13 protein-coding genes are annotated in these 16,049 nt (G+C 37.0%); 2 read left to right on the top strand and 11 right to left on the bottom strand.

Annotated features, from left to right (window positions below):
- Positions 1–147: 147 nt before the first annotated feature.
- The 11 genes from ABXS70_RS04895 to ABXS70_RS04845 form a co-directional block, all read right to left on the bottom strand.
- A complete protein-coding gene (locus ABXS70_RS04895) occupies positions 148–1,701 on the bottom strand; it encodes an acetamidase/formamidase family protein (protein ID WP_342552203.1) in 1,554 nt (517 codons plus the stop codon).
- A gap of 353 nt (positions 1,702–2,054) precedes the next feature.
- Positions 2,055–2,642 carry a DUF1629 domain-containing protein gene (locus tag ABXS70_RS04890; RefSeq protein ID WP_366294278.1) on the bottom strand — a complete coding sequence of 196 codons (588 nt, stop codon included), beginning with the start codon at positions 2,640–2,642 and terminating at the stop codon, positions 2,055–2,057.
- 522 nt (positions 2,643–3,164) lie between these two features.
- Positions 3,165–4,109: a HAMP domain-containing sensor histidine kinase gene (locus ABXS70_RS04885; protein WP_342552204.1), complete on the bottom strand. Its 945-nt coding sequence runs from the start codon at positions 4,107–4,109 to the stop codon at positions 3,165–3,167.
- A gap of 2 nt (positions 4,110–4,111) precedes the next feature.
- Positions 4,112–4,864, bottom strand: a complete 753-nt coding sequence (locus ABXS70_RS04880) for a response regulator transcription factor (RefSeq protein WP_342552205.1) — start codon at positions 4,862–4,864, stop codon at positions 4,112–4,114.
- Complete coding sequence (locus ABXS70_RS04875; protein WP_342552206.1) at positions 4,833–6,977, bottom strand: peptidase domain-containing ABC transporter; 2,145 nt, start codon at positions 6,975–6,977, stop codon at positions 4,833–4,835. The genes ABXS70_RS04880 and ABXS70_RS04875 overlap by 32 nt, the downstream gene beginning before the upstream one ends.
- Before the next feature lie 98 nt (positions 6,978–7,075).
- Positions 7,076–10,240, bottom strand: coding sequence for a type 2 lanthipeptide synthetase LanM family protein (locus ABXS70_RS04870; RefSeq protein ID WP_366294273.1), 3,165 nt, complete (start codon positions 10,238–10,240; stop codon positions 7,076–7,078).
- Positions 10,241–10,385: 145 nt separating this feature from the next.
- Positions 10,386–10,604, bottom strand: a complete 219-nt coding sequence (locus ABXS70_RS04865) for a plantaricin C family lantibiotic (protein WP_366294270.1) — start codon at positions 10,602–10,604, stop codon at positions 10,386–10,388.
- A 322-nt stretch (positions 10,605–10,926) separates the two neighbouring features.
- Positions 10,927–11,649: a LytTR family DNA-binding domain-containing protein gene (locus ABXS70_RS04860; protein ID WP_342552209.1), complete on the bottom strand. Its 723-nt coding sequence runs from the start codon at positions 11,647–11,649 to the stop codon at positions 10,927–10,929.
- Between the two features lie 3 nt (positions 11,650–11,652).
- On the bottom strand, positions 11,653–12,378 hold the full coding sequence (locus ABXS70_RS04855) for an ABC transporter permease (protein ID WP_342556410.1): 726 nt from the start codon (positions 12,376–12,378) through the stop codon (positions 11,653–11,655).
- Positions 12,379–12,385: 7 nt separating this feature from the next.
- Positions 12,386–13,129, bottom strand: coding sequence for an ABC transporter permease (locus ABXS70_RS04850; RefSeq protein ID WP_342552210.1), 744 nt, complete (start codon positions 13,127–13,129; stop codon positions 12,386–12,388).
- Positions 13,122–14,054: an ABC transporter ATP-binding protein gene (locus ABXS70_RS04845; protein WP_342552211.1), complete on the bottom strand. Its 933-nt coding sequence runs from the start codon at positions 14,052–14,054 to the stop codon at positions 13,122–13,124. The genes ABXS70_RS04850 and ABXS70_RS04845 overlap by 8 nt, the downstream gene beginning before the upstream one ends.
- A 563-nt stretch (positions 14,055–14,617) precedes the next feature.
- Here ABXS70_RS04845 and ABXS70_RS04840 point away from each other — a divergent pair.
- Both ABXS70_RS04840 and ABXS70_RS04835 read left to right on the top strand, forming a co-directional pair.
- Entirely contained in the window at positions 14,618–15,391 is a 774-nt protein-coding gene (locus ABXS70_RS04840; RefSeq protein ID WP_342552212.1) for a CPBP family intramembrane glutamic endopeptidase, read from the top strand.
- Between the two features lie 172 nt (positions 15,392–15,563).
- A complete protein-coding gene (locus tag ABXS70_RS04835; protein WP_366294265.1) occupies positions 15,564–16,004 on the top strand; it encodes a hypothetical protein in 441 nt (146 codons plus the stop codon).
- Positions 16,005–16,049 lie beyond the last annotated feature (45 nt).

The raw sequence follows: 16,049 nt of genomic DNA, 5'->3' as shown, positions 1-16,049 counted from the left end.
TATCGTTCATGCAGCCAACCACCCCTCTCCCTTAATTTTGCGGGACAGGGGTGGTTTTTGGTAATAACCCGCTTCTATTGTTGGATTCATGATAACCAAAAACCGTGATGGACCTGTCCACCACGGTTGAATAAAGAAACATTATTGCTATTTACTTAACGAAACATTTGCTGTTAGGGTCTTGTCGATCGTCGTCCAGTTTACATAAGCACCTAGTATTTCATTAATAATAGAAACTGGAACTACGGTTTCGCCATTTAAAAGCTTAGGTACTTTAGTATTAAACACTAATTTATTGTTAATTGAATATACATCTGAACCAATTTGAGCATTTATATTTTTGGAACCTAATTTGATTTTCGTTGTACGCGTCTTAATATCCCATTCTACTGTTCCGCCCAACAGCTCCGAAATGGTTCGAATCGGTACGTAGAACTCATCGTTATGAACAACCGGCTTGATTAAGGTACCACCTACATTCATTGCAGCGTCAACATATTCAAGAAAATCAGTCTTTCGAATGAGTCCATGAACCCCTTTGGTTCGGTCTACGACCTGAGATACTTCATAATCCGCTGCGGCCGATAGGTATGCATAAGCCACACTTCTATCCATATCAAGCTTATCGGATAAAAATTGAATCGATTCACGTACTGATTCTTTCATGGCTTCATCCAAATCAGGATCCAGTCCAATTGGGATCCAATAATCCTCTGTTTCAGCAAAGGGCTGCGTGAATTCTCCACGATGTGGTATTGATGGATCACCTTTCTTTAACACTGTTAACCGAACTGTACCTCTTAAGGATGCTTCCAATGCAGTTAATGCTACTTCTCCATCTCCTTGAGCAAAATGTGGATCTCCAGTATAGAATAGCCCGCCTTTAACTTGAATCGGATAATAAATAGTTGAACCAACACCTAACTCATTAATATCCATATTCCCTCCTGTTTCAATAGGCGGGATAGAACTCACAACTTCACTGGTATTTGGCGCAACCCCCATAACACCGAGAAACGGGTTAATTGGGAAACGTACATTCTTGCCAGCTTTTGTTGGTAATAAACCATACCAATTGCCGTTGATTTCTTCAATAGGCGTAAAGATAGATACATTATTATATAATTCCGGTTTTGCCGCGCCAGCTCCCTCTTGTGGACCTGTATTTTCTGGAAATTCGTTAGGGAGGGCACCTTTACCATGACGGTTAGAAATAACACCATAGGGAACTCGAGTCTGCAGCGAAAGGACTTCTACTTTAAGGACATCTCCTGGCATCGCTCCCTCAACCGCTACTGGTCCAGTGATAATATGAGGTCCGTCTTTTACATAATCATGTTTAATCTCAGAAGTCGCAATTACCTTCGCATCATCCAACACTCCATCAGGTGAGATACCAAATTTGCCGAAGTACTCCACTGGATTTCTCCCTTGATCCTCGATCAGTCCCTCATGCGATACCGTGTCAAATGTTACAGCACTTCCTGATGGTACTGTAAGAATAGGAGAGCTATCTCGATTAGGCAGTGACCCCCAGCGAATGTTCTCAATCGCAGACGTTACATAATAATCACCTTCTACCTTATCAAGGGTTGTTGGCTGCAGCGGCATACTCAAGCCCACTGAAGGTAGAGCAAATGTAAATATACCAACAATCCCTATTGAAACTCCAAATCTCCTAACAGCTCGGTTAATAAACATGACGTCCCCCCTCTATATAATGTTATATTATGTAACTCATAAAAACACATTACCATATAAGTATATGAACAACAATACATTTATGTAAATAAAAATCACATTAAAAGATATAAACCAAGAAAAAAACCTATGAATTCAAATTTACGTCAATATACCTGACATAAAAAAGCGACGTGATTTAAATACATTTACTAAACTTAAGGACCTTCAGAAATTTGCACAATCGAAATATTGAACTGAAGCGACTGGATCAGTTATGAGGAAAATACGGTGGCGACGGGGTAGAATAAAGACTAAAGAGCCCACGTCATGCGAGGGCTTCTCTGTGCTTGCATTATATTGATGCACCATTTTTAGATACTTACATCACTTACTTCTGTAACATTCAGGTTGAGCTTGTTTTTTCGGCATAGTTCGTAAAATTCGTTTGAAATGATAGGTTTGAAGATATTTATATGGTCCAGCATAAAAAACTCATGGTCGCCAATTCGCTCCTCATGCAGGCAGATTCGAGATACAACTTTGACAGTCTTACGTGGAGGCTGCTGTACCGATGCAGCAATGACCGCTTTGCGCCCATATTCTGAACGTTCATAATCAAAAACATCCAAACGATCCAGAGGATGTGCAATCCAATAGTTTTTTTCAACGGGACGTCCATTGTGGAAGCACACTGCTGCGGGAATAAACTGCGTGTTTGTCCTCGTTTGTTCCAACAGCAGTTTAAAATCATCGGATACAGCTCTCGTTCCTGTGATTGTCTCGAAATAATCGACGTTCAGGCTTCGCACCGTAGACAGTAACTCCACCTCTGCCGTGGTCCCCTCTGGCAGCGGATTCTCTATCGCCAAATAATTCATATCTAATTCAGGAGTGAAGGTCGTTCCCCCGCTAATAAATCCTCTACGTGGATACTGAGATTCCAGGAAAAAATAGTTCAAAGAGTGATGCCCCCTTTCCGAAGAAGTGCTTTCATCCTTTATACGGGTTATATAACGATAAATAAAAAAGTAAGGCAACTTAGATTCCCGGTCGCAAGACCGTCGGAAGCCAATATCTATTATTTCGACGGAACCAGTCTCATTTTCAAAGATGGCTTACTCGTAAATGCAGCTTCTATTCATAATGCGGGCAACCGCACATTACGAAACATTCTTTTTGATTTAGATAAACTGAAGCACGTCATTGCAGTCTATGGAACACCGAATGCAACCAAGACTGGAGGACCAATGGTACGCTGGTACGAGGTGGAAGGTAAAGTCCTGGTATTCGAAAGCAGCACTAATTTGAGCAGCGCTTACTATATCTCACAATTAACATGAGGAAAAACATCTGTGATCCAATCCCGTTTCCAAATATGGAATCGGGATTTTTATATCTGTAAAATGGGAAAATGCCTACCACCAACACGGGGTTGACTTTGAAGTGTCCGAGGATGAAATTCATCTAGCCATTCGTGTTTTCTACGACCTCCGTTCTGCTTCCTCTATATTTAGCGGAAGTATAACAATAAATTGTGTATATTGAGAAGATCGACTTTCAGCAAAGATTTTTCCATTATGCCCTTTGACAAGCTCCTTGACAATGGACAACCCAAGCCCACTGCTCTTGGATTTTCTAGATGGATCACATACATATAACCTATCAAATACAAAGGGTAAATCCTTTTCAGAAATCCCACGTCCATTATCTGTAATTGTAATTTTCACTTGCTCTTCCCTATAGCTCATTGCCAGCTCGATTAAGTTTCCACCACTATGTGTAATCACATTCTGAATCAGATTGTTGACGATACGACTGTAAGCATTTTTATCCACGTACATACACAATTCATCACTCGGAATATCAAGTTTATATTGGAAATGGTGCTTATCAAAAACCGTAATCCATCCTGCCACAATATTACGTGTTAACTCATAAATTTCCACCTCTTCAAAATGAAAAGTTTGTTCTTTAGCATCTAGTTTAAACCATTCAAACAAAATATCTATGTATTCCTTCAAGTCCTGTGCCTTAGCCCTTGCAATTTGTATATATTCATCTTTTTCCACTCCATCAACAATGCCTTTATCTATAGCTTCTAAATAACCCAGTAATGAGGTAAGTGGTGTTCTTATATCATGGGAGAGGCTTGTCATTAAGAGTTTATTCGATTGTTCTGCCTTTTTTAAGCCTGATAGCTTTTCATTATTAATTTTTACAATTTCATTTATTTTATAACAAATTTGAGTTGAAATATCATGGTGAGGTATAAGCAATCTTCGATTCGTATTCCCCCGAATAATATCTTCAAGGACTAGCATCATTTCAGATAAATTGCTTCGTAAACGATAGATATAGAAGAACAGATACGTTACGATCAGAGCCAAAACCATTATAACTACATTTGTTAGCGACATGAGTACCATTATCATACCTCCGGATTAAACCTGTAACCTATTCCCCAAATTGTTTCAATATAATTGATTTCTTTATTTGCAGCTTCTAACTTTTTTCTGATTTTACTTGTATACGCCATTATGTTTCCATCATCAAAAGCATATTGATCATGCCAAACTTGAATATACAATTGTTTTTTAGTAAACACTTTTCCTTTGTTAGCTGCAAGATAGTACAATAAATCAAATTCCTTCGGTGTTAATGTTATAGCTTTTCCATGAATAGAAGCTGATCTTGCCAGCATATCAATGAGCAGTCCACCCTTAAAGGTTAACTGCATGGTCTCTGGTTTGATTGCATAGTTTAGCGCTGTATATCGGCGTACAAGTGCATCAACTCTAGCTAAAAATTCATTAATACTAAAGGGCTTAGACAAATAATCATCGGCACCTAGTCTAAGACCGTACACCTTGCTGCTTTCCTCTACTCTAGCTGTGAGCATTAATACCGGAACACTGCTCGCTCTCCTGATTTCTGTAAGAATTTCAAAGCCATCAATTTCTGGCAGCATGACATCAAGTACAACGAGTTGATAGTCCTGTTCATTCAACATAATTAAGCCTTTTGATCCATCATGGCAGTAATCTGCTTGTGTATGCTCGTTATTATCCATACAGCGTTTAAGGAGCTGACATAGCTCTACATCATCATCTATAATTAAAATTCGATTTTGTTTAATGGGAGATCCCCCTCTACTTCGTAAGTACAGCTTCATTAACTTCATCAGAAATGATTCCATAAAAACTTTTATAGTAAAACATCTTTTTATCCATTAACTCATTATGCGTCCCATTCTCCACGATTTCTCCATGATCCAGCACGTAAATATGATCCGCTTTTTGAAGAACATTAAGTCGATGTGTGATCATTAGTAAAGTGACTGGTTCATTATCTAAATTAGCGAATATTTTTCTTTCTGTAATTGGGTCTAGATTGCTTGTAGCTTCATCAAAAATAATTATTGAAGGTTTTGAAGCAAGAGCCCTTGCAATTGCAATTCTCTGTTTCTGTCCTCCAGAAAGATTCTGTCCATTTTCACCCATGACCGTTTCTAGCTGCAATGGCAGACATTTAACGTACTCTTCCATTTCAACCTTCTGCAACGCAGCATATATCTGTTCGTTAGACATTTTTCCTGTGAAATCTATATTTTCTCTAATTGTACCATTAATTACTAAAGGTGTCTGTGTCACGACGGCAACTTTTTGGTAGAAATGCTCTTTATTAATTTCAACAATATTATAGTGATTGATTGTTATTATTCCTTCATAATTGTGTAGTGCATTCATAATTAGTTTGGTTATTGTTGTTTTTCCACTGCCTGAACTACCGACAATCGCAACCTTTTGTCCGGCTATTACTTTTAAATTAATATTACGCAAATTACGATCCTCTTTACGTGAATAACTAAAATTCACATTTGAAAACTCCATGATTTCAAATGTATTTACTTCTACAGAACCTGAGGGTGGAATATCACTGTAATTAAGCAATTCTTTGACACGTATGAACACCTCTTTTAGCGTATTAAGTTGAGGAAGCATAGTTGATAATGCGCGAATTGGATTGATAAAAAAAGCAGACAAAGCAATAAACCCTACTAGTTGTCCAAGCGACAAGTTACCAGAAGCAACTAAGCCCCCTCCTACCGCATACAATAACAGTGACGTTACTATATTTATAGAACTAATGGCCGACTCCATAAGATCACTGGTTTGTGTCCGTTCCTTATGAAGAAGTATCGCTTTAGAATAACCTTGATTAAGATTATCAAACATGATCTTTTCGATTCCCATGTTTCGAATCTGAATAATATTGTTTACCAAATTAAATAATTCACCTTGTAGAAGCCCTTGGTTAGCCATATATGTACTGGTCTTTTTTTGCACTACCCCATTGAGCAGCAGAATGATAGTAAGCTGCGCTAATGTTACAATGCATACAACAAGTAATAACGATGTTGATAGATTAAACATGGCTATTCCACAAACAATCGCTGTTACAACATCTATACAGACAGTAACCACAACACTAGATAAAAACTCATTTATCATACTGATGTTATTGAATCTGTTCACAATGTCCCCGGATGTGTGGCTTTCGAAAAAACGTGTATCTATTTTAAACACCTTTTTCAACATTTGAAGAATAACATCTTTATAGAGCAAGTTTTGAATCATAAGAATTAAACGTTTTCGTAACCAAGCAACGCCGAAATATGTCACAGCAATAAGTAAAACAGCACCTAGAATATTGCTAACATTAAACGCTGCATTGTCTATGCTTAAAATATCTATTATATTCTGTATGATGCTGGGGATAATCAATACGATTAACTGGGCGGCAACTGTTAGTAAGATACTAATAAGTATTTTAACCCAATCTAATTTAAATTTTATATTAGCTGATTTCTGTAGAGGAATTTCCCTTACAGCTTTGCTTGGTCGAATCACCACAATGATACTTAAAAATTGTTCAACAATTTCTGAAAATAAAAGTACTCTTTTTCCTTTTGCAGGATCTAACACTTGGAATCCATGTCTGGTTTTCTTCTCTATTACAATATAATGATTCTTATTGGAGCACATAATAACGGGTAAATTATCAATTAGATTTTGTTCATTGTTGGCATAATTATAAGCTTTAAATTGAAAAAAATGCTGTTCGGCTATTCGCTTCAAATCTTCCAACGAAATCCCATCTCTACCTACATTAGCAAGTGAAGATATTGCTGTTAAATCTGAACGATAGTGATAATAATTAAATACCATGGTTAAACAAGCAGTTCCGCAATCGGTCATTCCTAATTGCCGAATTAGCCTCATTTTTTTCATCATTATAATCACACGCCCCTGAATTATTATAGATTAAAGACGACCTGCTCAAGAAATCCATGAGACTGGTCGTCATATAACCATTTTATTCACGTATTTAATTAAACCCCAACTGAAATTACAGATGGCAGCGATGGCTTAACCATTTTTAATAAAGAATAGCCTATACCAGAAGTACCCACCATAAAGCTGGTATTCTCATGAGAGTCAGGCAACCCGCACCTCCAATGCCCTTGTTTAACCATGACTGCAATCTCTTTACTTACATTTTCACATAACTTCATTAAATCAGATTTATTATAATAGCTTGCATACTGAAGTAAAATCTCCAAATTACCTAAATCGCCATGGCACAAAGAATGATCTCCACAAAACCCTTTCGAAATCGTAGTGTTAGCAGAAGTTGTTATATCCTTTTCAATCCTATCTTTAATCGAAGGAGGTACAAGTTCTAATATCTGCATTCTGCCTAATAAGATTCCACTTGCGCCATGACACCAAGCAACAGGATACAAACCTAACTCATCATTGGATTGACCATCGAATACTCGCTTGTCTCCCCAATTTTGTTCTTGTGGATTAAATAATGCATCTTCATAATCTATTGTTTGCATCGCCGCCTGAAGGAACTCTTCATTAAGGGTGAATTTCCATAATCGCAGCAAAGACATTGCAATTCCAGTAGAACCATGCGAGAATCCTCCTAAAGGATTACTTGCTTCTGACGGAAGCCATCCTATTCCTTCGGGCAGCTGAATTTTATGCTTCAATAACTGCATTCCAGCTCGAATCGAAGAATCAAGATATTTTTGTTCGTTTGTCATTTCATAAAGATTCAAAAGAACTTGAATCGTACCTGCGCTTCCCATCATTATGTCGAAACTCTCATCAGATTCAATTAGAAAATCTACAATTTTAAAATGTTTTTGGGCATAATCTAAATATTTTTTATTACCTGTTATTGAAAATAGCAATTCAAAAGTGTACATCAACGAAGCTTCACCAGAAAATGCACCGTTACTCTGGCTCGGCAGCATAACTAGATTTTCTGTTACTGTATCAGAGTAATTAAATATAGTTTGGTCCAGCGCTTCACATATCGAATCATACTCACCGTCGTGTGTCATCATTTTGAGTGCATTCATAAACACCGCAATACCAGCAATCCCTTCATACAGATAAAAAGTCATCGGAGCTATATTCCACATTGTATTAGATGTGCCCATCAGTGAAATATTAATCCAACTTACATCCTTCCCATCTCTGTTATAAATCGCCTTCTTCATAATATCCCTTGCAACCGTTTGTGCCGCTTCAATATAGATTGAATTATCAAGGACTTGATCTGTTTCTTGTGCGCAGCTTGATAAGCTGTAATGATGATTGCCTGTTAAATCTTTCGATTTATCTTGAGTATATAATGAAAGTACGATATAAAGAGTTTGCTGCTTAAGATCGTCTTCACTTAATTTCGCGATTTTATCATGCAGCTTATCCATACTGCTGTATTCGAAATAATCTTTAATTCCATCATGGGCAGAACTATAAAGTGTTCTTTCAGAAGAATTGTAATAAAAATAAGGAATATCATTTCCTAAAAGATCCTGGAGTTCGTATTTAGTAATTTCAATCATTCTTTTGTCAGTTACATCAATATACTTATACAAGCTTTTTAAAAAAAGTTCTCTGGCATGTCCATTTTGTAAAAAGTCAGGATGATAGGAAGCATGAAGCATCATTGCATAATGCTGCGTTTCCCTCACAATATGGCGCAGTTCAATCTCTTCAAATAAAACTGATTTTTCTAGAAGCGTACCTTTGTTCTCCATTGCGTATATGTACGCTGCTCTAAATCCTTCAATGATGTACTTAATAAATTTAGAGGGTGGGATAAATTCATCCTCAAGCTTAGCTAAATTTTTATTGGTTGATGTTGTAGGATTAACATACTCATATCGCATCGATGAAGTTTGCAGATTAACAAGTCGAGGAACCTTTATAGGAAGTGCTTGGTTCTCAACTCCATTAATTGCGCTTAGATCAATGCCGTCTTCTCCATTTTTCCCCCAGCTATGATGCGGAAGCATACCTGAATGCAGCACCGAATCAGATAGTTGAGAATAAACAGCATCTAGTGCTGTTTTATCTAGTGTTTCTGGTCGATTATCCATGATCGTTTCTAAGTCAACAAGAACAGGAAATTCATTAGAGGCTATAATATTTTCTAAATGAATATCACTTGTATGCAGGATATAGTTCGCAAAAATTGTAATTCCAAACCGATAGTAGTAACGCTGTAGTGCTTCTATTGAAGAACATGAGCTATACTCTACCTGCTCTACCCAACCATATTGCTCCATATTAATAATTTTGTAATTAAGCATCATCATATTGCAGTTATGTGCCAAATCACTGACAAAGGTTTGATACGCTTCCTCTGCTTTCAGAGAACGAGGCTTATAGATTAATTTGATTTTATTATCTAATTCAAATTTATATACTGCACTGCCACCTTTATGTGAATCAGATACACTAGAACTCATTTTATCAATTTGGTTAAAGCTTTCCCCCCCACATATTTCATCAATAATAAGATCTCTATCCTGCTGTAAACGTTGTAATATAGTAACATAATTAATAACAACTATATTAATACTTTCAAGTACTAATCTGCACAAGCAAGGATAGAAGGATAACAATTGAGAAATGTAGCTCTTATCGCTCAGATACCTGTTTAAGTAATACTCATACTCCTCACTTGAATTATCCCCCTGAAGCATCCCTTCTTCTTTACTGATATACATTTCTAATATAAGTGTTCTTGTACATACATTAGATAGTTTTGCAAAGAGAGTACCGAGAAAGCTCTCCTCTACCACTCGATTCAAAAATTGTATATGGGATAAATCAAGTTTCTTATTAAACCAATACAACCCTAGTTTAAGTAAATCCCCGAACAAAGGTTTAAACACAATATCAGTACTTTCTAAAAAAGAAGATGAAAGCTGCATTTCTTGATGCTCGTCCATCATATAAGCATTATAAATCTCATTTAATTCTTCAAAATAGTTCGGAAGGTTTACACAATAATCTTCTGAGCTGTACAGCATATCTATATCTAATTTCTCATCATCCTTTAAGTAAGTGATGAGCTCCTGTCCTAAAATATTCTCCCAATAATCATATGCTTGATGGTCTGGTTTGTATGAAATTCCGCTGTATTCTCTCTCCCTAATATAGCTTGAATTAATAAAAATTGTATTCATATTTAACTCCCCTTCAAAGTTGCATATAACTTACATTTCCATATTCAAGTGTATACTTTGAAATCTATTCCTACTTCATCATTAGTTTACAACTTGTAGCCACCCTAACTAATGATTGCGATTAATTTAGATAATTCCTATACTTTTAGCAGCAGAAGCTTAAGAAAGGGCACTCTGTAGTAAACGTACAGAAATTACCACATGATTTCTGTTTAGAATAACAGCTGTTATACGTGTTTGGGCTATCTGCTGCACCATGTACTTTATTTAACTCGGCTTCACTTAGTTCGATCATGATATTTCCGGCTGGGTTTTCAAATTGCGCATTTCTTTTCAATGGGTTTCTAAGAGTACTGTTACTCATTTTTAACATCTCCTCATAAAATAGAAATTTATTAGTTAGGGTGTGTACAAATCGTAAACATGTTGATAGTCCATATTGTACATATCTTTCACCTTCAACACCCTAACTTGGAAAATTTAGTATCAAATAAAGGAAGAAATTGTTATTTATTCAGGTAATCTTATCGTATTTGACTAATTTAATTAAAAGATTCTGCTGCATACTCACTGGCTCTGCGGAATCACCAGCCTCAAAAATGCTTTGGTTGAAGAACCGCTCACGAATCTTTCACAAATGAATTGTCGCACTTGACTTGACCATATGTAATTTATATTTGTGATTATTACATTTCGTTGATGCAGCTCATTTTATTTAATGTTTCACGAGTTGTTTTTCTATTTTTTCGACTAACTGGCAGGACCACATCATTTTCCATAATTAAATGATCATACTGAGTTTCTATAATATACTTAAGATTGACAAAGTATGATTTGTGAATGGAAATAAATTGTCGATTATTTAACTTTTCTTCGATTGTCGACAGCTTCCCATAAAAACTGCGAACGCCATTAACAAGAACTATATTAATTTTCTTTCCTCTACTTTCAAAATACATAATCTGCTCTGAGCAAACTTTGTACTTATGGCTTGCTATCTTATATTCAAAATGCTCTTTATCTAAATTCAACAGAGAAATAGATGTTTTTAGAACGTCTAAAATACATTTATATTGAAGTGGTTTGATTAAGAAATTTAGTGGTCTCGTATCAAATAACTGCATAGCATAGCTTGCCTTTTCAGACATATAAACAATTTGAGTGGTATTATTATTCATTTGCTCCCGAATTATCTTAGCAGTCTCTATTCCATTCATTGATTTCATTTCAATATCTAAGAAAATCAAATCTATTTCTTCTCCACTACTTAAATATTTACAAAGATCCATTCCTGAGAGAAACACTTCTACTTTGATATCTATAAGCAAATTGTAACTAGCTTGGTCAAAAATACGTTCTAACTGTGCACTCATTAACCGATCATCATCACAAACTGCTATATATAACACAGTTTATTCACCCTCTCTTTTAAATGGTAACCCTATAAAGATGAGACTAAGTAACAATGCGCCAGAAAGACTGCCTACTGCGATAACATACTCGCCAGCTGCAACCGTACGAGCCCCTGATACCTCAAAGATTGCTGATATTGGATATAAACTATGAATAGGTGAATTTGTAGTAAATACACCAATAAATGAATACACAATTGCGATAGCTGCTGAAATCCAATATCCCCTGCTTAACACAGTTGCAATGGTTATAATTGGGGTAACGGCAACAAAACAGCCGATTCCTTGCAGTAAATATTGCTTAAAATTAGTAATCACAAAATTGATTGTCATCATTCTGCCGTTAAAAATATACTCTGTGCATATTACAACCATGAAAAGCACAACAGACATCAAGAGACTAATTAAACAGGCAGTACATAGTTTTACCAGCATAAGCTTTGTTTTTGAAATGGGGATCATTTGAAGATTTTTCAATGTATCATACTGGAGTTCTCTACATATAATGAAGCTGCCTATTAATGCAAATAGAGGCGGAAAAATGTAATAAGTAAATAAGGATAATGTGCCTTCAGATAGCCATCCCAACGTATTAATATACCTCTCACCTTGGAAATATCTCAGCCCTTGCAGAACAATAATGAATGCTACCAATACAATAGTAATGACAGATATAAGAAGTAATCGGGTTCTTTTTAACTTGTTAAATTCAATACTAACGAGCATATTCACCCTACCCTTCCTGTTTGTTTAATACAATTGAGGAGCCCATCAGAGAAAACAAAGATACGAATAAAATATTAAGGAGTGATATTAGGATGTTTCCCTCAACTGTTATTCCTTCAAAGTTGTTATACCAAATCACATTCATGGCGCTAGAAACGGGATGAATTCCAACCAAGGATGAAGCTGCAATGTAACCAAAAAATACATAGGCAACACAGATCGAAATAGGGAGTACGTACCCCTTTTTAGAAATTGTAATAATGAAAACAATGGGCAGCATTGCGAGTGGTGTAAGCAGTCCACTATACAGACATAAAGTAAACAATCTGATAAGAAGTGTGAAATTAATATCTGGAAAGCCTCCGGCAACTACAGCACCTATAGAGATTAATAAGCCTGTTAGCATCATAATGCTAAGAGAAATACCAAATAAGGTAATTATTTTTGAAATTAATATTTCATTTTTACTCACTGGTACACTGGACAGTTCCTTCATCGTGTTATATTTATATTCATCCGAGAAAATCGATGTGGCTAAAATACCCAGCATAATTGGTAAAATTAATATGCTCATATAACCTAGACTCAGTTTATAAAAATCAGAAAAGCTATTCATAAATGAAGCATTTCTGGAAATATTCGCAGCATAATAAGTTACGATTGCGGGCATCACAAATGCAATTAAAAATTCCGTTAATAACAGCTTTTTACGCTTTAGCTTCATGAATTCAGCTAGAACGATATTATGCAATCCCCTCACCTCCGGTGATCTTTCTAAAATAATCCTCCAGCGTATCATTGCACAGCTGTGAGGTATTAACATCTATATTACTGAGCATTAAAGCTTTATTAACCTGAGCAATATCAGCTTTTGTATCAAATAACCGAATCGTAAAGTCATCATCCACACTATAATGAAACAAGCCGAGTTGTTGCTCTAATATTCTAGCTGCTTGTGCGGAAGAAGATACCTTAAGCAAAAAATACCTACTGTTGTTCTTCTCTAACTCTGCATAACTGCTTTCTGTTAGAAGAATGCCATTATGAATAATTCCAATATCATCTGCTAGTAACGCTATCTCGGATAAAATATGACTTGATATAAATATAGTTTTTCCTGTTAATGTACTCATATTTTTTATTAAATCCCGCATTTCGGCAATTCCAATGGGATCAAGACCATTAGTAGGCTCATCTAAAATGAGTAATTCGGGATCATGCATTATTGCATTAGCTATCCCCAATCTTTGCTTCATTCCCAGAGAGTAATTTGCAAACAATTTTTTATCCTTATAAGGAAGTCCTACAATATCAAGTGCTTCTTTGACAGCATTTCTGCTCACTGTACCACGCAGCTTAGCGAAAATATCCATATTTTCTGTTCCTGTTAAATTCGGATAAAAACCGGGGGTTTCAATAATTGCTCCGATTCGTGAATATAAACGCTTACGCTCTTTGGTGGAGGCCCCTATTCTTTCTCCCAAAATCTCAATTTCCCCTGAGCTCGGCTTTACTAAACCCATCATCATTTTCATTATCGTCGTCTTACCAGCACCATTTCTGCCAAGCAGACCATAGATACATCCTTGTTTCACTTCAAGATTGACCTGATTTACTGCAGTCTGGTTATCATATTGTTTTGTTAAATTTGTAGTTCTAATTGCTGTACTATTCATCAGATAGATCAACTCCCTTTACGACACTTGGTAATTCATACGATACCATTTCCAATATGCTAAAAGCTTGCATTTTTCTAGTAATTCTTGTGTTTTTATAAAGATCCATTATGTATTTGAATGTTCCCGGCAATTTCTGAAGTGGGGATAACTGCTGCTTTCCTTTCTCAAACCAGATGTGATAAAAACATCCCTTAAGCAGAATGATCAGCTTGCAGATATACAAGAAACGAAGCGAATGTGAACAAGATCGATGCAGTTCGTTCCAATTCATTTTAAAATCATCGGATACAGCTCTCGCTCCTGTGGTCGTCTTGAAATAATCGACGTCTGTCTGCGACTGGAAGACAGTAACTTTCTCATTTTCACTTCATGCAAACAGAATTCAGTCTATAGACTTAGTTTCATTCCTTCCGGGGCTTGATTCAAGAGATTGCTCCACGTTCTATACTCATTACCAGGAGAACAATCGCGCAGCACAATGTGGAGGATACTTATAGAAATGAGAAGAGTAATAAAAAGCCTACATCCTCTACAGCCTACAGTAAACAGGAGGGATTAATTTGAGAAAAAGCAGCAACAAATTAATGTTTCAGTATATCATCTGGACTTTCCTCATCACGTATTGTTCGTGGGGAATTTTATGGTTAGCCAGCCAGATGGGACTGTTAGAACTAAGAACGCCCTTGGGTATGCTGCTGCTGACCATCGGCGGGAGCGGGCCGCCCATTGCCGCGTATTTTATGTTGAGACATCACGGCAAAATAACAGGATTCAAACCTTTCATCAAAGAAGCTTTTGCAGTGAAACAGCCGCCTATTGCTTATATCATTGTGTTTATATTCACCGCTGCGTATTTTGGTATTCCCGCACTTCTAGGGGGGATCACTCCCAATCTCCCTGTATATACGGCCGTATTGTTCATTCCGATTATGATCATCGGAGGTGGGCTGGAAGAATTGGGATGGCGTTATATTCTGCAACCGATGCTTGAGAAGAAAATTGGATTTGTTAAGGCAGTCCTTGTTACGGCTTTGATCTGGGCTGTGTGGCATCTCCCGCTATTTTTTATTCAAGGAACCAGCCAATATAACTGGAATTTCGGACTGTTCACCCTTCTTGTTATTGGAATGTCGTTTGCCCTGGCAGTCATCTATCGATTGAGCAAAAGTATTTGGTTATGTATTTTGTTTCACAGCATGATCAATGCTTTTTCAGCCTCATGGGTTATGGACGAACGCTTCTTTATTAAACTCACAGCTGCCATTGGAATAATAACGATCGCTCTTGTTTTGTTATTTATAAAACGCGGCAAAGCAAGCATGAAGCCTGCATAACATGTAAAATATACTGCGACGCACGGCCGTCGTGCTTTACTTCATATTAGAGACAGCATTATCTGCTCTAGACCCACAATCATAGCGGATGCAATCCCCCATACATCAGGTACACAACTCAGTTATAATGAAGAATATGAAATAAATGATGCATTAGAAGAGGTGGACTATTATGCCAGAGTCATCCTATGACATCCGTTCCAATCTGCAGTTCCCAAACAGCATTTTTAATATTGACCGCAAGTATACTGCTGCACTATTGTCTGCACTGGACGTCAAACAGCAGGAGATACTCGCTGAACAACTGGTCGGTCCAGATTATGCCCTTCATCTGCTCCTTGCCGCAGCAGCTGCACAGCAGCTCGCGGTAGAGTGGACTGAAGCAGCACAGCACTGGTCACCGCCGCTCACCCTTGATCTGTCCAAGTGCTCCATCGACTGCGCTGATGAGTATATGCTGATCCCCGGGAAGCGGCTGCTTCGCTTCTGGTTTCACTCCGAAGATGGACCTGAGGACTGGAGAGAAGGATACAGCGATCGTTTTTTCGATCTTACTGTGACGATTGATGCTGAATCCCTTATCATTCAACACACTGCCGGGCCGAGCCGATAAAAAAGCCTCCGTTAAGGAGGCTTTCAGGTGATGCTTACCTATTAC

The organism is Paenibacillus sp. AN1007 (assembly GCF_040702995.1).
In the GTDB taxonomy this organism is placed as follows: Bacteria; Bacillota; Bacilli; order Paenibacillales; family Paenibacillaceae; genus Paenibacillus.
This window is presented reverse-complemented; position numbering and strand designations above follow the sequence as displayed.

What these genes read in the sequence shown, in the direction of transcription:
- ABXS70_RS04895 (WP_342552203.1), bottom strand. Translation starts at nt 1,701, where the DNA reads ATGTTTATTAACCGAGCTGTTAGGAGATTTGGAGTTTCAATAGGGATT.
- ABXS70_RS04885 (WP_342552204.1), bottom strand. Translation starts at nt 4,109, where the DNA reads ATGGTACTCATGTCGCTAACAAATGTAGTTATAATGGTTTTGGCTCTG.
- ABXS70_RS04880 (WP_342552205.1), bottom strand. Translation starts at nt 4,864, where the DNA reads ATGAAGTTAATGAAGCTGTACTTACGAAGTAGAGGGGGATCTCCCATT.
- ABXS70_RS04875 (WP_342552206.1), bottom strand. Translation starts at nt 6,977, where the DNA reads ATGATGAAAAAAATGAGGCTAATTCGGCAATTAGGAATGACCGATTGC.
- ABXS70_RS04870 (WP_366294273.1), bottom strand. Translation starts at nt 10,240, where the DNA reads ATGAATACAATTTTTATTAATTCAAGCTATATTAGGGAGAGAGAATAC.
- ABXS70_RS04865 (WP_366294270.1), bottom strand. Translation starts at nt 10,604, where the DNA reads ATGAGTAACAGTACTCTTAGAAACCCATTGAAAAGAAATGCGCAATTT.
- ABXS70_RS04855 (WP_342556410.1), bottom strand. Translation starts at nt 12,378, where the DNA reads ATGCTCGTTAGTATTGAATTTAACAAGTTAAAAAGAACCCGATTACTT.
- ABXS70_RS04845 (WP_342552211.1), bottom strand. Translation starts at nt 14,054, where the DNA reads ATGAATAGTACAGCAATTAGAACTACAAATTTAACAAAACAATATGAT.
- ABXS70_RS04835 (WP_366294265.1), top strand. Translation starts at nt 15,564, where the DNA reads ATGCCAGAGTCATCCTATGACATCCGTTCCAATCTGCAGTTCCCAAAC.